This window comes from Halorubrum sp. 2020YC2, from assembly GCF_018623055.1.
GTDB lineage: Archaea > Halobacteriota > Halobacteria > Halobacteriales > Haloferacaceae > Halorubrum.
In genome coordinates, this window is the sequence record NZ_CP076019.1 from 2045232 (window position 1) to 2064197 (window position 18966).

The following is an 18966-nucleotide window of genomic DNA, read 5'->3' on the forward strand; positions in this document are numbered from 1 at the left end:
CGGTTTTTGCGCGCGATGCGGTCGAGGGCCCCGAACGCGTTACGGTCTCGCCGTCTCGATCCCCGCCTCCTCGACGACGCGCTCCGCGTGCCGCGTCGCGCGCTCGCGGACCGCGGCCGCGTCGGTCCCGACGTGCTCGCCGTTCGCGTAGCGGACCTCGCCGTCGACCATCGCGAAGGTCACGTCGTCGCCGTGGGCCGCGTACACCAGGTGCGAGAGCGGGTCGTGGAGCGGCGTGGCGCGGGTGATGTCGGTGGTGATCCCGATCACGTCGGCGCGGTGCCCCTCGCGCAGCGCGCCGAGGCGGTCGAAGCCGGCAGCCCGGGCGCCGCCCTCGGTCGCCATCTCCAAGACGGTACCCGCGGGGAGCCGGGTCGGGTCGCGGGCGTCGACCTTCCCGAGGAGGCTCGCCTGCCGCATCTCCGTGAAGGCGTCGAGCGTGTTGTTACACGGCGGACCGTCGTTGCCGAGCGCGACCGTGATCCCGCGGTCGAGGTAGTCCTGAACCGGGGCGATCCCCGAGGCGAGTTTCATATTCGAGGAGGGGCAGTGGGTGACGACCGTGTCGGTCTCCGCGAGCACCTCGCGCTCCCGCTCGTCGGTGTGGACGCAGTGCGCGAGCGTTACGTCCGGGCCGGTTAGGCCGACCTCGTCGAGCCAGAGGACGTTCCGCTTCCCCGTGTCCGCCTCGACCGTCTCGACCTCGTCCTCGTTCTCGCTGGCGTGGGTGTGGATCGTCACGCCGTCGTGGCGGTCGGCCAACTCGCGGCAACCGCGCAGGCAGGCCTCGGTACAGGTGACGGCGAACCGCGGCGTGACCGCGTAGCGGACGCGACCGTCGGCCGCACCGTGGTATTTCTCGATAAGGGTCTCGCTCTCCGCGAGCGCGGCGTCGGTCTCCTCCAAGAGGCCGTCGGGCGAGTCGCGGTCCATCAGGACCTTCCCGAGCCGCGCGCGGATCCCCGTCTCGATCGCGGCCTCGAACGCCTCCTCGGCGTGGTTCACCGAGAGGTGGTCGACGACGGTGGTCGTGCCCGATTCGAGACACTCCAGGTACCCCAGCTCGGCCGCGGCCCGGGTGGCCTCGGCGTCCATCGCGGCCTCCATCGGAAGCACGGCGTCGAACAGCCAGTCGAGGAGGGCGTCGTCGTCCGCGATCCCCCGTCCGAGCGACTGGACGGAGTGAACGTGGCCACCGACGAGGCCGGGCGCGACGAGGCCGAACGCGCGGCGCTCGTGGTCGGGATAGCGGTCGCGGAGGGTGGCCTCGTCACCGACCGCGGCGATCGTTTGTCCCTCGACGACGACGGCGCCGTCGGGGATGACGGTCTCGGAGTCGGCGACGATGGTTCCGGCTATCAGCATGTCCGTCCGTTCCTGACGGTCGACTCGTAAGAGGCTGTCCGTTCGACGGCTCTCCCGACCCCATTCGATCGGTGTTGTCTGGCGACGGGTGTTGAAACAGCGGATCAGCCCGCTGACAGCGACGCGATATTTAAATGTGGGTGAGACTGCGAGATCCACTTATAAACGGCGATGCGGTGGCGCGTGCCGACGAGCGGCCGGAGGCCGCGAGTCGCACGCGCGAGGTCGCCGGCGCGTAGCGCCGGCTGCCAGAGAATCTTCGATTCTCGCTGGAGTCAGCCGGCCGGAGCGAAGCGGAGGCCGGCTGACGAGGTTGGGGAGGCGTGAGGCTGCGGTGCCGTGCGGGGCGGGACTCAAAGGGGCAGTCGCGAGGCGGGCGCAGGCGTTCACGAGAGCGGAGCTCTCGTGAGCCAATCAGAACGCGAAGCGTTCTGATGACGACGTAAGCACCGCAACGAGGGAGCGAACGAAGAGAGCGACCGAGTGAGGAGCGTGGTTCGAGACGCCTTCGGCGTCTCGTCATCACGAAAGGCGCGAAGCGCCTTTCGAACGACAGCGAGCGTGCGCCCGCCTCGCGACTGGGGCTTTGAAGATGTTCGTCGTCGATCAGCTATCGTCTATTTATAAGCAAGCGACTGGGGCTTTGGCGGTGTTCACCGTCGAGCAGCGGTCGACTGATTTTAAATACTCGTCGAGAGAACCGCGGTCAACTTATTCCAGTCGGCGGTCGCGGAACGCGCGGATCACGTCCTGGCGCGCGATGATACCGACCAGTCGCCCGTCGTCGTCAACCACGGGCACACGATTAATATCGGGGTCGTCGCCCACGAGCAGGTCTAGCACGTCGTCGACGTCGCTGTCGGGCGTCACCGTCGCCACGTCCGCGCTCATCACCTCGGAGACGGGGCGGTCGGCGTTGCGGATCATGTCGACGCCCAGGTCGATGTCCGCCCACGGGCGCTTGATCTGATACGAGAGCGTGTCCACGAACGGCGGGAGTCCGACGGGGATCCACAGCGTCTCGTCCTCGGGTTCGAACAGGTCGACGAGGTCGGACTCGGTGATCACGCCGACCACCCGCTCGTCGTCGTCGACGACGGGGAAGCCGCTGAACTCGTAGCGGGCGAACCGCTTGAACACCTCGGCGACGTCGTCGTCGGGCGAGACCGTCTTCACGTCCGGTTCCATCAGGTCGCGCGCGGTCAGCGTCATACCGGACGGTCGCGGGGGGAGGCCGTAGGCGTTTCGCCCGGAGGGGGCCGACGTAACGGACTTACGCGCCGAGAACGCAGTCGCTCACATGTACCGCAAGGGTCACCTCGGGGCCGCGCTCGCCGTCTACGCCCCGTTCGGGTTCCTCGTCGCCGCGTTCGCCTCGTTCGAGGCGGGCGCGGTCGGCGCCCTCGGCGTCGCCTCGACGGCGACGGTCCCCGACCTCGACCTGCGGATCCCCTTCGTCAAACACCGGGGGATCACCCACACGGTCTGGTTCGCGCTGCTCGTCGGGGTCGCCTTCGGAGCCGTCGGGCTGGCGGTCGGGGTCCAGCGCGGGGTCGCCGTCGCGCTCCTCGCCGGCGGCGTCGGGTTCCTGTTCGGCGCCGTGGCGATCGTCTCGCACCTCCTCGCGGACGCGCTCACGCCGATGGGGATCCGGCCGTACGCGCCCGTTCGGGACACCGAGTACACGCTCGATCTGGTTACGGCGGCGAACCCGCTCGCGAACTACGCGCTGTTGGGAGTGGGCGGCGTCGTCCTCGCGGTCGCGCTCGTCGCGGGCGCGGCGGTTCCGGTGTAAGGGGCCGAATACGGTGTAGGAGGCCGAACAGTTCGACGCCGTCGAGCGATTCGACGGCGCCGGCGCTCGGTGCGTGAGAGCAGTATGGCCGGGGTGGGCTCCGAACCCACGATCTCCGCATGTCCCAGGTCCGAGGCTCGGCGGAGCCACGGGAAGGACGCGGACGCTTCCAAGGCGTCACCGCACCGAATCTCTGAACCCTATGAGTGCGGCGCTATGTCCAGCTAAGCCACCCGGCCTCACCAGTTCGTACCGCGATGAGACTCTTTAACCTTCCCATCCGTCGGAGGGTTGTGAACCGATCGCAGATCGCTGCGGGCGGCCGCTTCCGGGGCCGACGCGAGCCGGGGGGCGACCGCCGCGTGCGCGCCGCGACGAGGGCGTTCGGCCCGCGCTCGCGGCCGACCCAGCGGATTTATGCCGGGCGCGGCGTATCCCGGGCGTATGAGCCTTCCCGAACTGCTCGCGGGGACCGTCGGCGACGAGGACGTCGTCGCCGAGGTGCCGCTGGGCGGCGACGATCGACTCGCGGTCACGCCCACCCGGACCCTCGTCTACCGCGGCGACGGACTCCTGTCCGACGAGTCCGTCGACGAGTACGACCACGACGTCGAGCGCATCGAGGTCTCGACGGGCCGCCGCAAGTCGAAGATCACCCTCGGATACGGTCTCGACGGCGACGAGACGCTCTCGGTCCCCTCGAAGCGCGTGGACGACGTCCTCCACCCGGTCCTCGCCGGCGTCCTCTCGGCCGGCGGCGTCACCGGTCCCGGCGAGACGGTCGTGCGCACCTTCCGGTTCTCGGAACTCACCCTGATCGTCACCAGCGAACGGCTGGTCAAACACGTCGGCTCGGCCGTCTGGGACGCCGAGTTCGAGGAGTTCCACTACGAGGACCTCACCGGGCTCGACTTCGAGGAGGGGACCGTCGCCACCGCGGTCGTCCTCGTCCACGACGGCCGCTCGGAGCGGTTCAAGGCGCCGAACGAGTCCGCGCGCGCGGTCCGGGAGACGCTCGCGGACGCGGTGTGCTCGTTCCACGGCGTCGACAGCCTCGAAGAGTTCCGCGTCGCCGCCGCCGAGGCCGACGAGTCGACGACGAGCGGCGAGTCGAGCGGCACAACCGACTTCGGCGAGGGGCCGGACCCGCTCTCGGCGTCCCCGGTCGCGGACGCGGAGGCCGACGCCGACGGCCCCGAGACCCGACCGGACGAGGCGGGCGGTCCCGCCGACCCGGCCGCCGGGTCGAACCCGGTCGAACCCGAGGCGTCGAGCGACGCGGGAGACCCGCTGGGCGCGGACCCGCTCGCGGCGGACACCGCCGTCGACGACGCGAGCGCACAGGACGCGACCGTCGACGACGCGGCCACAGGCGACGCGGTCACCGGCGACGCGACCGGGGGCGACGCGAGCGCGGACGCCGCCGAGGCGGATTCGCTCGGCTCGGACGCGACGACGACCGCGTCCGTCTCCGAGGAACTCGGACGAGAGGCGGCGGACGGGTCCCCGTCGCCCGCCGGCGGCGACGCGGTCGCGGCGGACTCGACGGTCGCCGGGTCGGGCGGCGCGGATCCCGTCTCCGACGCCGACGTCGCCGCGGAGGCCGTTACGGACGAGGATGCGGTCCCGGACGGCGACGCGTTCGACGGGTCGCCGTTCGAGAGCGCCGGGGTCGAGGACGCGGACCTCGCGAGCGAGGTCGCCGCGCTGCGGCGCACCGTCGAGGCGCAGTCCGAGCGCCTCGACCGGCAGTCGACGCTCATCGAGCAGCTGATCGAGGAGCTCCGACGAGGGCGGTGACCGGGGCACCCCCCGGGACGCCGCTGCCCGTCGACGGAGGCGGGCCGATTCTCTCGGTTGAGACTCGCGTCGAACGCGTTATTCGGCCGGGGACGAACCCCCGACCGTGATTGGCCGACTGGGAGCCAGAATCGGTGCGGTGTTGAGCGACGTCGCGACCACGGAGGGGCGGCTGGCGGCCACCGCCGGTATCGTCCTCGTGACGCTCGGCGTCGGGTGGCTGCTGCTTCCGAAGGCCGTCCGCGCCGGCGAGCGGACCGCCTCGGACCGGGTCGAGCGACTCCTCGACGGCCGCACGGACGGGTCGGCCGGCGGCGCCGTTGAGACGCTCCGCGAGGGAGTCCCGGCGTCGTTCCTCCTGCGAATGGCGGTTGGGCTCTCGCAGCTCGCGCTGTTCGCGCTCGCGGGCGTCGCCGTCCTGACGGTGTGGGGGCAGTTCGACTTCGTCCGCTCGGTGTTGCCCGTAGCCGAGAACGCCGTCAGGGTCGGCGGACAGGTGCTGCTCTCGGCGGTGCTTCTCGGCGGCGCCTACGTCGCCAGCGACGCGTTAGAGACGTACGTCGCGGACCTCTCGGCCGACAGCGACCGTATCACCGCCCACCAAGAGCAGATCCTCACCCGGCTCGCGCAGGTGGGGCTACTCATCCTCGCGGGGATAACGGTCCTCGGCATCTGGGGCGTGAACCTCGGCGGCCTCCTCGTCGGCGCCGGCTTCCTCGGGATCGTCCTCGGGATGGCGGCCCGGCAGACGCTGGGGTCGCTCATCGCCGGCTTCGTGCTGATGTTCGCTCGCCCGTTCGAGATCGGTGACTGGGTCGAGATCGGCAGCGAGGAGGGGTTCGTCACCGACATCACGATCATAAACACCCACATGCGCAACTTCGACGGGGAGTACGTCGTGGTGCCGAACGACCTCGTCGCCAACCAGGCGATCACGAACCGGAGCCGCGAGGGGCGCCTCCGGATCCACATGGAGGTCGGGATCGGGTACGACGACGACCCCGATGAGGCGGCGGGAATCGCTGAGGAGGTTTTGGAGGGGATCGACGCGATCGCGAACAACCCGCAGCCGTACGCGATCCCCTCCGGGTTCGGGGACTCCGCGATCCTGCTCGACCTCCGGTTCTGGATCGACCCGCCGACGCCGCAGGCGCGGTGGCGCTCGAAGGCGCTCGCGGTCGAGCGGATCCAAGAGCGCTTCGCTGACGCCGGCATCTCCATCCCCTACCCGCAGCGGACCGTCTCGTACCCGCCCGAGACCGCGGAAGCGGAGGAGACGGTCGAGCGCGTCGAACGGACCGACGAGGACGGCGACGGGCGCCCGAACGACCGCCCCGCCTGAGAAGAGCCGCCCCCGATCCGGGCCGCTATCGGTCGGACGGACCGGTGTACCCGCTCGGAAGCTCCGTCCCGCGGCCGGTGAACAGCCGCTCGAACCGCTCGATGCGCTCCAAGATGTAGCTGAGCGCCGCCGTGAGCGAGTCGGCGCCGATCGACAGCAGGTGACGCGCCCCCTTCGTGCGGTCGGCGTGGTAGAAGCTGACCTCTCCCTCCGGCTTGGTGTTGCGCTCCGGCATCACCACTAGGTCCTGTCTGGTGGGTCCGTGTCGGAAGACGAGCACGTCCGTGAGCGAGTCCGCGCCGTAGGTGACCACGTCGTGGAGGACGCTCCACTTCGGCGGCGTCTCGGCCGCGAGCGCGTCCGCGTCGACGACGTTCCGCATCGTCGTCGCGGTCGAGACGCGCTCTAAGCCCGACCCGCGCCGGTCCCGAAGCCACGCGAGCAGTCGCTCGACGAGGTCGCGGAAGCCGTCAGGCGCCGAGAAACGGCCGCCCGACCGCTCCTGCGGCAGCGAGCCCCGCGTCACTTCGGTCCGCTCTCCATGTCAGTACCCCGGTCTCATCGTGTTAATAGGTACCGGTCGGGATCCCACCCGTTTCGCCGTCGAGCGCGCCGCCCCCGGCTCGTCGGTCTCGGCGGCCCGATTCACCGGTCCCGCCCGAACCCGGCCGCGAACGTCGCCTCGTCGACCGAAAGGACGGTCGGGCGGCCGTGCGGACAGGCGTACGGGCGGTCGCACTCTCCGAGGCGGTCGAGCAGGTCCCGGAGGTCGCCGTCCGCGAGGTCCTTGAAGTCGCCCCGCTTCAGCGAGGGGTGACACGCCAGGTCCGCGAGCAGGGCGTCGCGCGCGTCACGCGACGCGCCGCGGCCGCCGTCCGGTCCCGACAGCGCGGCGAGCGCGTCGCGGAAGGCGTCCGCGTCCGCGGTCCGGCCGAACGGCGCGGGGACGGTCCGCAGGCGGCGCGCGCCGCCGCCGAACGCCTCGGTCTCGAAGCCGAGCGCGACGAGGTCGTCGGCGTGCGCCTTCGCGGCCGCGGCCTCGTCGGTCGACAGCGAGACGGTCGCCGGCGGGTCGAGCGCCGCGGTCGGCACCGGGTCGCCGTCGAACGCGCGGGCGAGCCGCTCGTAGTTCACGCGCTCGTGGGCGGCGTGCCCGTCGATCACGAGCAGGTCGTCGCCGGACTCGACGAGGACGTAGAGGTCGCGGAAGACGCCGAGCGGCTCCGCGTCCGCGAACGCCCCGGCGCGCGAGCCGTCCCCCTCCCCGACCGGGTCGAGCGCGGAGCCGAGGTCGGTGGCGACGTCGGCGGAGCGCCGGAGGTCCGCGCCCGTGAGCGCGTCCGCGACGACCGAGGCGACCGCGTCCGCGACCGCGTCGGCGTCGCGGAGCCCCACCTCCCGCTTGGCGGGGTGGACGTTCGGGTCGACGCGGGCGGGCGGGAGCGAGACGTCGACCGCCGCGACCGGTTCGCGCCCGTCGGGCAGGAGCCGACCGTACCCCTCGCGGACCCCGGCCGCGAGCCGGTCGTTCCGGACCGGCCGCCCGTTCACGGAGACGCGGACGTGGTCGCGGGTGGCCCGGGTGACCGACGGGTACGCCAGCGCGCCCGAGACCCCGACGTCGACCGCGTCGCGCTCGCCGTCCGGCTCGACCGCGACGCTCGCCTCGACGGTCGTCGACCGGCTCGCGGTGTCGCGGTCGTACACGCCGAGCAGCGCGTCCGTGCGGTCGGTGCCGGGCGTCGACAGCGTCGTCGACCCGTCGTGGTCGAGCGCGAACGCGACCGAGGGGTTCGCCAGCGCGTAGTCCGCGACGAGCGAGGAGATCCGCGCGAACTCCGCGTCCCGCCCGCGAGCGACTCCCGGCGGGCCGGCCGGGTCGCGAACAGGTCCTCGACGACGACGGTCGTTCCCCGGGCGCGGCCCGCGGGCTCGACCGCGACGTCCCGCTCGCCGCCCGGGTTCCCCGACCGCGTCGCGCTCCCCGTGCCTCCTGCGCTCTCCGTGCCTCCCGCGCTCTCCGTGCCTCCCGCGCTCCCGACGACGACGCGCGTGCCCACCCCGTCGCCGGGGCTGGTCACGAGTTCCAGCCGGGCGGCCTCGGCAACGGCGGCGAGCGCCTCGCCCCGGAAGCCGAGCGACTCGACCCCGACCGGGTCGCCGTCGGGCGCCAGCTTGCTCGTCGCGTGGCGCTCGACGGCGCGCTCGGCGTCCGCACGGCCCATTCCACGCCCGTCGTCCGCGACGCGGATCCGGTCGGTGCCGTCGCCGTCGACGGAGATTTCGATCCGCGAGGCGCCCGCGTCGAGCGCGTTGTCGACCAGCTCTCCGACCACTCTCGCGGGCCGCGTCACCACCTCGCCGGCCGCGATCCGGTCGACCGTCGCCCGGTCGAGCCGGCGGACGCGCCGGGCGTCTCCGTCACCCGTCATCGTCGACCCGCGACTGGAGGTCGTGGAGGGCGTTCAGCGCCTCGATGGGCGTCATCCGCGCGAGGTCGAGGTCGCGGAGGTCCGCGGTGAGGTCGGACGGAGCGCCGGCGGCGGCACCCGCCTCACCGGTCTCGTTCGCTGGCGGCTCGGGGTCGCTTCCGGTCGGGGTCTCGATGGAGGGGTCGCCCGCCTCCGGACCGCCCTCGTCTCGCTCGCCCGACGCCTCCTCCGCGAGGAACTCCCGCAGCGACGCGTCGCCGTCCCGGTCGGCGTCGTCCGGGTCGGCCCCGCCCGTCGCCCCGTCGTCGGTTCCGCCCTCGCTTCCGGCACCGCCCGCGTTCCCGCGCCTGTCCGCCTCCTCGGCGGCGACGAGGTCGCGGGCGCGGTCGACCACCGGGCCGGGGACGCCGGCGAGCTCCGCGACCTCGACGCCGTACGACGACGAGGAGGCGCCGGGGACGACCCGGTGGAGGAACGTCACGTCGCCGTCCTCGCGGGTCGCGGTGAAGTGGAGGTTGAAGACGCGCTCGCGCTCGTCGGCCAGATCCGTCAGCCCGTGGTAGTGGGTCGCGAAGAGGGCGGTCGCGCCGAGTTCGTCGTGGAGGAACTCGGCGGCCGCGCGGGCGATGGCGCGGCCGTCGGTGGTGGCCGTTCCCCGGCCCACCTCGTCTAAGAGGACGAGGGAGTCGGCGCCCGCGTCGTGGAGGATCTCCGTCAGCTCGCTCATCTCGCGCATGAACGTCGACTGCCCGCCCGCGATGTCGTCGGAGGCGCCGACGCGGGTGAACAGCCGGTCGAAGACGGGGAGCGTCGCGGCCTGCGCGGGGACGAACGACCCCGTCTGCGCGAGCACGACCGCGAGGGCGACCGAGCGCATGTACGTCGACTTCCCGCTCATGTTCGGTCCCGTGATCACCGCGACCGAGCCGCGCGGGAGGTCCGCGTCGTTCGGCACGAACGACTCCTCGGCCCGCTCGACGACCGGGTGTCTGCCGCCCTCGATCTCGACGCCTCCGGCGGGGTCGACCGCGCCGCCGACGTCGGCGTCGGGGCCCTCCCGGAGCTCCGGGCGGACGTAGTCGCGCGCGACCGCGACCGCCGCGAGCGAGGTCAGGGCGTCGAGTTCCGCGAGCGCGTCCGCGAGGCCTTGAATCCGCTCGGTCTCGGCCGCGACGCGCTCGCGGACGTCGACGAACAGGTCGTACTCCAAGGCGTCCGCGCGCTCGGCGGCGCCGACTATCTCCTCCTCGCGCTCCTTCAGCTCCGGGGTGACGTAGCGCTCGCTGTTCTTCAGCGTCTGCCGCCGCCGGTAGTCGTCGGGGACCTTCTCGACGTTGGCGTCGGTCACTTCGATGTAGTAGCCGTGGACCTGGTTGTGACCGACCGACAGCGAGTCGATCCCGGTGCGCTCGCGCTCGCTCGCCTCGAGGGCCGCGACCCACTCGCGCCCCTCGCGCTCGGTGGCGCGCAGGTCGTCGAGGTCGCCGTCGAACCCCTCGCGGATCACGCCGCCCTCCGTGATCTCCTGTGGCGGGTCGACCGCGACCGCGCCGTCGATCAGCTCGCGCACCTCTGTCAGTTCGTCGAGGCGGTCGCGGAGGTCGCGGAGGTGGTCGGTCCGGGGGAGCGCGGGGCCCTCATCGGCGCCACCCGGCTCGCTGCTCGCACCCGCTTCTCCCCCTGCCCCCGCGAGCGTCGCCTTCAGCTCGGGGACGACCGCGAGCGTCCGGTGAAGCGAGCGCAGGTCGCGGGCGTCGGCCCGCCCCCGCGACACCCGGCTCACCAGTCGTTCGAGGTCGTATGCGGTCGAGAGGGCGTCCGCGACGCCCTCGCGGGCGAGGCTCCGGTCCGCCAGTTCCCCGACCGCGTCGTGGCGGCTCCGGATCGCGTCGGCGTCGACGAGCGGGCGGCGGAGCCAGCGCTCCAGACAGCGGCGGCCGAGCGCGCAGTTCGTCTCGTCGAGCGCGTCGAACAGCGTGTCGCTCGCGCCCAGCCCGCGGTTCTCGAACAGCTCCAAGCTGCGCTGGGCCGCGGCGTCGAGCCGAAGCCGGTCGCGGGGGTCGTATCGCCGGATTCTGGTGACGTACGAGAGCGGGCCGTCGTCGCCCTGCGTGTACTCGGCGTACGCGATCACCGCGCCCGCCGCCCGAAGCTCCGCGTCGGCGTCGAACCGCCGCTCGGGCGCCGGGAGGTACGGCTTCAGCCGCTCGGTCGCGGTCCGGCGGTCGAAGGCGTCGGCGTCGTAGTCGTGGGTCGTCCAGCCGCGCTCCGCGTCGCTCGGTTCGAACGCGGGGGCGTCGGGGCCGGCGATGAGTTCGGCCGGGGCGATCCGGTCGAGTTCGCCCGCGACCGCGTCCCGGTCGCCGGCGGTGACGAGGCACTCTCCCGTCGAGACGTCGACGGCGGCGAGGCCGACGCGACGGTCGCTGGCGCCGGGCGTGTCGCTCTCGCCGCCGTCGCCCTCGGCCGCCACCGCCGCCACGTAGTTCGTCGTCCCCGATTCGAGGAGGTCGTCCTCGACGACGGTGCCGGGCGTGATCACCTCGGTGACGGCGCGGTCGACGAGTCCGGAGGCCTGCTCGGCGTCCTCGACCTGATCGCCGAGCGCGACGCGGTAGCCCGCGTCGAGCAGCGATTCGAGGTACGGCGCGGCGTTGTCGATGGGGATCCCCGCCATCGGGTAGTCGCCGGTCGAGTCGGAGCGCTCCGTCAGCGTCACCTCGCAGACGCGCGCGACGGTCTCGGCCGCCTCGCAGAACGCCTCGTAGAAGTCTCCCACCTGAAACAACACCAAGGCGTCCTCGTGGGCGGCACAGAGGTCGGCGTACTGCGAGAGCATCGGCGTGAGTTCCTCGCGGGCGGCCGCGATCCCGGGCGGCAGCCCCGTGGCCGTCTCTCGGTCCGCCGGTTCCATACCCCGTACCGAGGCGGCCGCGGTGATAAACGGTGCGGAGGCGGCGCGCCCGAGAGGTCGACGCCGCGCGCCGGCGGCGAGAGCCTTACGGTCCTGCGACCCCGAACACGGCCGTGAGGAATCGAACGGTCGTCGTGGGACTCGCCGGGACGTTCGTCGGCATGACGGCGCTGCTCGTGATCGGCGGGATCGTCCTCCACCCGATCGCGTTGGCGCTGGCGGCGCCGTTCGCCGCCGTCTCGTACTTCCTCTGGTACCACGCCACCGGGCGCCTCCACGACCAAGCGCGGCGGTCCGCCGAGCAGGCGGGGCCGACGGAGCGCGAGCGCGCCAGACAGCGCGCCCGCGCCGAGACCAACCGAGAGCGCGCGTACCGGGCCGCCGGCGCCGCCGACGGCGGCCGCGGCGCGGGCGGAGGACGGCGGGCCGGCGCTCGCGGGACGGGGGGTCCGAACGGGCCGGGCGGTGCCGGCGGTCGAGACCCCAGAGACCGCGCGCCGGCGGCCGACGCGATGAGCGAGGGCGAGGCGTACGAGACGCTCGGACTCGACCGCACGGCCGACGGCGAGGCGGTCCGGCGGCGGTACCGCGAGCGCGCGAAGCGGCTCCACCCGGACGGCGAGGACGGCGACGAGGAGGAGTTTAAGCGGCTCAACGAGGCGTACGAGGTGCTGAAGGAGTGACGCCGCGGTCGAGGTGAGCTACCGGCCGCCGGCCCGCTCGGCGTCGACCGCGGCGGCGACCGCCCGCTCCGCCTCGTCGTGTTCGGCCCGCGTGTTGACGTTGGTGAACGTCTTCTCGGTCGTCAGCGACCGGATCGCGTCGTCGTCGACGACGACCGCGTCCAGTCGGTCCACCACCGCGAGCACCTTCCGGTCGCCGCGGTCGAGCGCGCGGTCGCAGGCGGCCGCGGCCGGCCCCGTTGCGTACACCGCCTGCGTCGTCTGGTACCAGCGGTCGTCGAGCCGCGGGACGACCGCCTCGACTCCGCCGTCGGCGTCGGCCGCTCCCGCTTCGGTCGTCCCCTCCTCAACCCGCTCGCGCAGCGACGCGAGGAAGGCGGGGTCGACGAACGGCATGTCGCAGGCGACGACGACGGCGTAGGGGTCGGTCGCGGCCCGGCAGGCGTTCCGGATCCCCGCCAGCGGACCCAAGTCCGGGTCCTCGTCGAGCGCCCAGCGGACGGGCAGCGGGACCCCCGACAGGGCCCGCTCGATCGCCTCGCGCTGGTCGGGACGACAGTTGACGACGAGTTCGTCGACGACCGGGTCGCCGCTGCCGGCGCGCTCGGCGCCGGGCGGGACCGGGTCGTCGCTCCCCGCGAGCCGGTCCGCGACCCGGCGGATCATCGGCGCGCCGGCGAGCGGCGCGACGGCCTTGTCCGCGTCTCCGAAGCGCGTCGAGCGCCCGCCGGCGAGAATGGCTCCGGTGGTCACGCTCGCCGCTTGGACGGCCGGGGACTTCGCGGTTGCGGTGGCGAGGCGGCGGGGGAGTTCGCGGTTGCGGTGGCGGGTCGGGAGGAGGGTCAGTCGTCGCGGTCGCGGTGGCGGGTCGGGAGGAGGGTCAGTCGTCGCGGTCGCGGTGGCGGGACGCGGAGATCGTGTCCGGGAGGTCACCCGAATCGGTTCGGGGATCGAACGGCGCTTTCGGCCGCCCATCCGCCCGAAAGCGACCCGTTAAGTGGCCGGCGACCCATGAATTCGATATGGCAGAGGCCACCGATCTGGAGGAGCTGAAGCGGGGGACCGAGCTGGTCAAGCGCGGCTTCGCGCAGATGCAGAAGGGCGGCGTCATCATGGACGTCGTTAACCGCGAACAGGCTCGCATCGCGGAGGACGCCGGCGCGGTCGCCGTGATGGTCCTCGAACACGTTCCGGCCGACATCCGGAAGCGCGGCGGGGTCGCGCGGATGCCCGACCCCGAGCGCGTCCCCGAGGTCATCGACGAGGTGTCGATCCCGGTGATGGGGAAATCGCGGATCGGTCACCGGAAGGAGTCGGAGATCTTAGAGGCGCTCGGCGTCGACATGATCGACGAGTCGGAGGTGCTGACGCCCGCCGACGACGAGTACCACACCGACAAGCGCGACTTCACCTCGCCGTTCGTCTGCGGCGCCCGGAACCTCCCCGAGGCGCTCCGCCGCATCCGCGAGGGCGCGGCGATGATCCGGACGAAGGGCGAGGCCGGCACGGGCGACGTGAACCAGGCCGTCAAACACCAGCGCACCATCAAAAACCAGATCCGGACGCTCACCGGACTCAACCACGAGGAGCGCGAGAAGTGGGCCCGCGAGCACGGCGCCCCGCGCGACCTCGCCCACGAGACGGCCGAGGCCGGCCGGCTCCCGGTCGTCAACTTCGCGGCCGGCGGCATCGCGACGCCCGCCGACGCCGCGCTGATGATGTACCACGGCTGTGACGGCATCTTCGTCGGCTCCGGCATCTTCGGCGCGGAGGACCCCGCGGCGATGGGCACCGCCATCGTCGAGGCCGTCAACAACTGGGACGACCCCGAGGAGCTCGCCCGGATCGCGAGCGGCACCGGCAAGGGGATGAAGGGCCAGTCCAACGAGGACATGGAAGAGGAAGAGAAGCTCCAGAGCCGCGGCGTTTAAGCGGGCGTTTTCGGGCTACGCGGCGATTTTTCTCGGTTGAACTGCGGTGGCGCGTGCCTGCGAGCGGCCGCCATCGGCGGCCGCGAGTCAGCACGCGCGAGGGAGTCGGGCGGCCGGAGCAACGCGGAGGCCGGCCGACTCCCTCGCGGTCGGCTCGCGCCCTGCGGGCGCTCGCCGGCGCACCGTTCGGTTTTTAAATGGCACAGAGCAGTGCGGCCGGTTGGCGATCACACAGGATCAACTCCGCAGCGCCTCGACCGGCCGTTCGTTGGCCGCCTTCCACGCGGGGTACGCGCCGCTGACGATCCCCACGCCGACGCCGAATCCGAGCGCGAGCAGGAGGTAGTAGGCGTTCGTCCGGTCGAGCACGAGCGCGGCGTCGACCGCGGGCGTCGCGATGACGAGGCCGGCGACGAGCAGGACGGTGAGCAGGGTCCCCGCCGCGGCGCCGGCGGCGCCGATCAGCCCGGCCTCCGCGAGCAGGACGCGCAACACGTCGCGGCGCGCGACGCCCACCGCGCGCATCACCCCGATCTCCTGTCTGCGCTCGACGGTGCTCATCAGCATGACGTTGAGGATCGAGACGCCGGCGACGACCAGCGAGATGGCGCCGAGGCCGAGCAGGAACGTCGAGAGCAGGTCGAAGAACTCGTTGATCTCGTCGACGAGGGCGGCCAGTTCGAACAGCTCCACCCGGTCTTGGCGCGCGTTCACCGACTCGCGGATGGCGTCCGCGGCCGCGCGCGCCTCGGCGCCGGAGTCGGAGACCACGAGCGCCTGCGCGTAGCCGTCGGCCGAGAACGCCGACTCGGGGAGGTAGACGGCGTCGTCGGGCGCCACCGGGCTGAACGTCTCGCTCTCGACTAACACCGCGATCACCCGCACCTGCGAGCCGGCGATCTCGACGGTGTCGCCCGCGCCGGCGCCCAGGTCCGCTGCGATGCCGGCGCCGAGGATCGCCCCCTGCCGGTGGCGTTCGGGCAGCCGGCCCTCGGCGGCCTCGTACGCCAGCGCCGGCTCCTCGATCCCGTACACCGTCGCGAACGTCTGGTCGCCCTGCCGCGCGACGGTGGCGCTGTCGGAGTACAGCGGGACGACCGCCGGCTCACCGACCGCCCGCCGGATCGACGCCACGTCCGCGTCCGACAGCGACTCCACGCCCGCGTCGGCGTTGGGAGAGACGACGACCTGAGTGCCGATGTCCCCGATGGCGTCGTCGGCTCCCAGCGCCAGCACGTTCCCGAAGATGCCGAGCGCCGCCACCGCGAGCACGCCGATACAGACGCCGAGCACCGCGAGCACCGTCCGAACCCGGTTTCGCCGGAGGTTCCGCGACGCCATCGACACCGCGGGCCCCCACCCGCGGAGCCAGCCGGCCAGCCCGCTCGCCGTTCGACCGTCGCCGCCGCTCATCGGTCGCCTCCGACCGTCTGGCGGTCGTTCGGGGCGCGGGACCGGTCGGCGGCGCCCTCCGACTCGCGGTCGTCCGGCAGCCCGCCGGTCAACACCCCGTCGGTGAGGTCGACGACGCGGTCGGCGTACTCCTCGACGAGCGGGTCGTGCGTGACCGCGACCACCGCGACCCCCTCGGCCTTGACGCGCTCGAACTCCGCGAGGATCGACTCTCCGGTCTCCGTGTCGAGGTTCCCAGTCGGCTCGTCCGCGAGCAGCACGGACGGCTCGTTGATGAGCGCGCGGGCGATGGCGACGCGCTGCTTCTGCCCGCCCGAGAGTTCGCTCGGCTCGTGGTCGAGCCGGTCGCCCAGCCCGAACCGCGCGAGGAGGTCCGCGGCCCGGTCGCTCGCGTCGCCCGGGTCGAACGCGGTCGGCATCGCGACGTTCTCGACGGCGGTCAGCGTCGGCAGCAGGTGGAAGTCCTGAAAGACGAAGCCGATCGACTCCTTGCGCGCTCGCGTCCGCTCGGCGGTCGAGAGGTCCGTCACGTCCGTCCGGTCGAGCAGGCGTCGCCCGCCGGTCGGGTCGTCGAGCAGCCCGAGCACGTTCAGCAGCGTCGACTTCCCGGAGCCGCTTGGACCGACCACCGCGACGAACTCGCCGGGCCGGACCGCGAAGTCCACGTCGTCGAGCGCGACGACCGGGTCGCCGCCCCCGCTCGGATAGCGCTTCACGACGCCCCGGAGCGCGACGCCGTAGTCGTCGGGCGGATCGCCGTAGTCGTCGTCACGCGCGGCGGCGCCGTGGTCGTCACTCGCGTCGCCGCTCACGGCGCCGGTCCGTCGCGTCGCCGGTCGGTCGACCTCCCGGTCCGTCCGGTCCGCACCGCGACGCCGACCGCCCCGGCGAGACCGACGAGCGCGAGCCCGCTCGCGACCGCGCCCGCGGCGCCCACGCCCCCGACGCCGACCCGACCGAGCGTCCCGCCCGCGTCGCTCTCGTCGTCGGGTTCGGGCGCCGCCACCGTCACCGTCTCCGTGTACCGGACGCCGCGCTCTGTGTAGGCGACCCGGATCGGAATCTCGTCGGCCACCGAGGCGTTGACCGTCGTCTCGAGATCGAAGCCGACGAAGTCGCTGGCGCCGAGCGTCCCGACGAAGTACTCGCCCCCCGCGGGGGTCGGCTCGACGCCGGGCGCGTCCCCGACCGAGACGACGGCGCCGGTCAGCTCGCCGCTGCCGACGTTGCCGAGGTTGGCGTCGACGACGACGGCGCCGTCCCCGCCCTCGCGGACCGTCGCGTCGGTCACGGTCGCCGCCCCCTCGCGGACCGGGTACGTCACCGTCGACTCCGCGGTGCGGTCGGCCCCGCGGTCGTTCCGCTGGTCCGTGTCGGCGCGGAACGCGGCGCTGACCGTCACGTCGGAGCGCCGGTCGAGCGGCCCGAGGTCGACTATCACTCGCCGCTCCTCGCCGGGCGCCACGTCCTCGACGACGAACGGGCCGACGTCGACCGTCTCCGCGGCGCTGTCGCCGCCGCCGTCGGCCGCGGTTCCGACGGCGCGGAGGCTGACGCGGTCGGCGGTCGTCGTGCCGGTGTTGACCACGGTCACCTCCACGGGCGAGTCCGCCACCGGCGGCGACTCTTCGCCCTGACCGCCGCCGCCCGCGTCGAGTCCGCCGCCGCCGCCGAAGATGCCCTGGATGCCGCCGACGCCGAGGTCGGCGGTCGGGTTCTCGCTCCCGTCGTCGGTCTGGAGGTCCTCGGGGTCGAGCGCGCGGGTCCGGAGGTCAAGCGCGACCTGAGTCGGCCGCACCTCGACCACGGTCTCGCGGCTGACGGTCACGAACTCGCCGGTCGTTGACTGGTTCGCGACCGCCTCGACGGTGAGCCGCTTCTCGCCCGGCTCCTCGAAGGCGGTCCACAGCGTCGCGTCCAGCGAGTCGCCGGCCGAGAGCGCGCCGACGCCGGAGACGTTGTCGAGCACGTCGCCGTCGGCGTCGCGGACGCGGACCTCGGTGACGTTCGCCGCCGCGTCGCTGCCGCCGGAGTTCGAGACGGTGACGTTCAGCGCCGTCCGCTCGCCGACGGTCGGACCGCTCGGAGAGACGTCGACCGCGCCGACGGTGATCCGCGCGTCCGGTACCGCCGCAGCGCCGCCGACCGCGAACGCCCCGCCGACCGCCGCGAGGAGCGCCAGCGCGGCCAGTAGCGCGGCTGAGATTTGTGTGTGCGCCAATGTAGTCTCATTTAAGTGACCCCGGTGGATATATCCGTCGGCAACGGAAGCGGGGGCCGTGCCGCCGGCTGGCGGCGGGTGCGACGTGTCGGGGTCGGCGGTCGGCCGCGGAACCCGGGGGCGCGGGCGACCCCGAGACGTACCGGTTACGGATGCTTTTTCAACGGCGCGGCGTAAGGGACGGTAATGAGCGAACGCGACACCGCGCGAGCGGGTGATCGACGATGATGGGTAACAACGACCAGCAGGCGTACGACCGCGGCACGTCGCTGTTCTCGCCGGACGGCCGGATCTACCAGGTGGAGTACGCCCGCGAGGCGGTCTCGCGCGGCGCGCCGAGCGTGGGCGTCCGGACGACCGACGGCGTCGTCTTCGTCGCGATGTCCCGCCCCTCCTCGTCGCTGATGGAGGCCGAGAGCATCGAGAAGCTCCACAAGCTGGACGACCACCTCGGCACCGCGAGCGCCGGCCACGTCGCGGACGCGCGTCAGCTGATCGACTTGGCGCGCCGCCAGTCGCAGGGGAACCGCCTCCGCTACGGCGAGCCGGTCGGCGTCGAGACGCTGACGAAGTTCGTCACCGACCACATCCAAGAGAACACGCAGCGGGGCGGCACCCGACCGTACGGCGCCGCGCTCCTCATCGGCGGCATCGACGACGGCGAGCCGCGCCTGTTCGCGGCCGACCCCTCGGGGACGCCTAACGAGTGGAAGGCGACCGTCATCGGCGGCGGCCGCCAGGACATCCAGGGCCACCTCGAAGACGAGTGGAGCGAAGACCTCTCGCTGGAGGACGGCATCGAACTCGCCGTCGCGGCGCTGGCCGCCCACGACGACGAGTTCGAGGCCTCGGACCTCGCGGTCGCGACCGTGACGGAGGCAGACGGCTTCCGGACGGTCCCGGTCGAGGAGGTCGAAGACGCGTTCGAGGCGGCGGGCCTCGACGAGGAGACGGAGGGTGACGAGGCCGACGCGGACGACGAGACCGACGCGGACGACGAGTAACGGTCGACTCTACCTCCCGAAACGGTCGATCTCGACGACCGCCTCCCGGGACCGTCGGCTTCGTCG

Annotated in this window: 14 protein-coding genes, 1 tRNA gene and 1 pseudogene; 6 read left to right on the forward strand and 10 right to left on the reverse strand. The window is 72.8% G+C overall.

Annotated features, from left to right (window positions below):
* Positions 1 to 39: 39 nt before the first annotated feature.
* Positions 40 to 1365, reverse strand: coding sequence for a 5'-deoxyadenosine deaminase (locus tag KI388_RS10250; protein ID WP_215086541.1), 1326 nt, complete (start codon positions 1363 to 1365; stop codon positions 40 to 42).
* Positions 1366 to 2076: 711 nt separating this feature from the next.
* Positions 2077 to 2577, reverse strand: a complete 501-nt coding sequence (locus KI388_RS10255; RefSeq protein WP_215086542.1) for a CBS domain-containing protein — start codon at positions 2575 to 2577, stop codon at positions 2077 to 2079.
* 88 nt (positions 2578 to 2665) lie between these two features.
* Here KI388_RS10255 and KI388_RS10260 point away from each other — a divergent pair, with 88 nt between their 5' ends.
* Entirely contained in the window at positions 2666 to 3160 is a 495-nt protein-coding gene (locus KI388_RS10260) for a metal-dependent hydrolase (RefSeq protein WP_215086543.1), read from the forward strand.
* A gap of 85 nt (positions 3161 to 3245) precedes the next feature.
* On the opposite strand, the gene KI388_RS10265 is transcribed toward KI388_RS10260, so the two are convergent.
* Positions 3246 to 3399 (reverse strand) — tRNA-Met (locus KI388_RS10265).
* 205 nt (positions 3400 to 3604) lie between these two features.
* Between KI388_RS10265 and KI388_RS10270 the strand changes: the two genes are divergently transcribed.
* Together KI388_RS10270 and KI388_RS10275 are read left to right on the forward strand one after the other, a co-directional pair.
* A complete protein-coding gene (locus KI388_RS10270) occupies positions 3605 to 4960 on the forward strand; it encodes a hypothetical protein (protein WP_215086544.1) in 1356 nt (451 codons plus the stop codon).
* A gap of 106 nt (positions 4961 to 5066) precedes the next feature.
* Positions 5067 to 6302, forward strand: a complete 1236-nt coding sequence (locus KI388_RS10275) for a mechanosensitive ion channel family protein (RefSeq protein ID WP_215086545.1) — start codon at positions 5067 to 5069, stop codon at positions 6300 to 6302.
* Positions 6303 to 6327: 25 nt separating this feature from the next.
* Here the strand turns inward: KI388_RS10275 and KI388_RS10280 are convergent, their stop codons facing one another.
* The 3 genes and pseudogenes from KI388_RS10280 to mutS all read right to left on the reverse strand — a co-directional run bounded on the left by KI388_RS10280 (position 6328) and on the right by mutS (position 11648).
* Positions 6328 to 6828 (reverse strand): hypothetical protein, encoded by a 501-nt coding sequence (locus tag KI388_RS10280; RefSeq protein WP_215086546.1) that lies wholly within the window; start codon positions 6826 to 6828, stop codon positions 6328 to 6330.
* A gap of 119 nt (positions 6829 to 6947) precedes the next feature.
* Positions 6948 to 8734: pseudogene (locus tag KI388_RS10285) on the reverse strand (ATP-binding protein).
* Positions 8724 to 11648 (reverse strand): DNA mismatch repair protein MutS, encoded by a 2925-nt coding sequence (mutS, locus tag KI388_RS10290; protein ID WP_215086547.1) that lies wholly within the window; start codon positions 11646 to 11648, stop codon positions 8724 to 8726. Before mutS ends, KI388_RS10285 begins: the two are co-directional and overlap by 11 nt.
* 113 nt (positions 11649 to 11761) lie before the next feature.
* Here mutS and KI388_RS10295 point away from each other — a divergent pair, with 113 nt between their 5' ends.
* The gene (locus KI388_RS10295) at positions 11762 to 12331 is read left to right on the forward strand and encodes a DnaJ domain-containing protein (protein ID WP_215086548.1); all 570 of its coding nucleotides are present in this window, start codon (positions 11762 to 11764) and stop codon (positions 12329 to 12331) included.
* Positions 12332 to 12349: 18 nt separating this feature from the next.
* Here the strand turns inward: KI388_RS10295 and KI388_RS10300 are convergent, their stop codons facing one another.
* Entirely contained in the window at positions 12350 to 13084 is a 735-nt protein-coding gene (locus KI388_RS10300) for a molybdenum cofactor guanylyltransferase (RefSeq protein ID WP_215086549.1), read from the reverse strand.
* A gap of 269 nt (positions 13085 to 13353) precedes the next feature.
* Between KI388_RS10300 and pdxS the strand changes: the two genes are divergently transcribed.
* Positions 13354 to 14262, forward strand: a complete 909-nt coding sequence (gene pdxS, locus KI388_RS10305) for a pyridoxal 5'-phosphate synthase lyase subunit PdxS (protein ID WP_215086550.1) — start codon at positions 13354 to 13356, stop codon at positions 14260 to 14262.
* Positions 14263 to 14499: 237 nt separating this feature from the next.
* On the opposite strand, the gene KI388_RS10310 is transcribed toward pdxS, so the two are convergent.
* Genes KI388_RS10310 through KI388_RS10320 form a run of 3 tightly spaced genes read right to left on the reverse strand, consistent with a single transcriptional unit; the run spans position 14500 to position 17896 of the window.
* The gene (locus tag KI388_RS10310) at positions 14500 to 15675 is read right to left on the reverse strand and encodes an ABC transporter permease (RefSeq protein ID WP_215086551.1); all 1176 of its coding nucleotides are present in this window, start codon (positions 15673 to 15675) and stop codon (positions 14500 to 14502) included.
* Positions 15672 to 16487 carry an ABC transporter ATP-binding protein gene (locus KI388_RS10315; protein WP_251133138.1) on the reverse strand — a complete coding sequence of 272 codons (816 nt, stop codon included), beginning with the start codon at positions 16485 to 16487 and terminating at the stop codon, positions 15672 to 15674. Before KI388_RS10315 ends, KI388_RS10310 begins: the two co-directional genes overlap by 4 nt.
* Entirely contained in the window at positions 16484 to 17896 is a 1413-nt protein-coding gene (locus KI388_RS10320) for a hypothetical protein (RefSeq protein WP_215086552.1), read from the reverse strand. Before KI388_RS10320 ends, KI388_RS10315 begins: the two co-directional genes overlap by 4 nt.
* 224 nt (positions 17897 to 18120) lie before the next feature.
* On the opposite strand from KI388_RS10320, the gene psmA reads away from it, so the two are divergent.
* Entirely contained in the window at positions 18121 to 18900 is a 780-nt protein-coding gene (gene psmA, locus KI388_RS10325) for an archaeal proteasome endopeptidase complex subunit alpha (protein ID WP_215086553.1), read from the forward strand.
* Positions 18901 to 18966: the final 66 nt, after the last annotated feature.

What these genes read in the sequence shown, in the direction of transcription:
- pdxS (WP_215086550.1), top strand. Translation starts at nt 13,354, where the DNA reads ATGGCAGAGGCCACCGATCTGGAGGAGCTGAAGCGGGGGACCGAGCTG.
- mutS (WP_215086547.1), bottom strand. Translation starts at nt 11,648, where the DNA reads ATGGAACCGGCGGACCGAGAGACGGCCACGGGGCTGCCGCCCGGGATC.
- KI388_RS10255 (WP_215086542.1), bottom strand. Translation starts at nt 2,577, where the DNA reads ATGACGCTGACCGCGCGCGACCTGATGGAACCGGACGTGAAGACGGTC.
- KI388_RS10310 (WP_215086551.1), bottom strand. Translation starts at nt 15,675, where the DNA reads ATGAGCGGCGGCGACGGTCGAACGGCGAGCGGGCTGGCCGGCTGGCTC.
- KI388_RS10250 (WP_215086541.1), bottom strand. Translation starts at nt 1,365, where the DNA reads ATGCTGATAGCCGGAACCATCGTCGCCGACTCCGAGACCGTCATCCCC.
- KI388_RS10260 (WP_215086543.1), top strand. Translation starts at nt 2,666, where the DNA reads ATGTACCGCAAGGGTCACCTCGGGGCCGCGCTCGCCGTCTACGCCCCG.
- KI388_RS10270 (WP_215086544.1), top strand. Translation starts at nt 3,605, where the DNA reads ATGAGCCTTCCCGAACTGCTCGCGGGGACCGTCGGCGACGAGGACGTC.
- psmA (WP_215086553.1), top strand. Translation starts at nt 18,121, where the DNA reads ATGATGGGTAACAACGACCAGCAGGCGTACGACCGCGGCACGTCGCTG.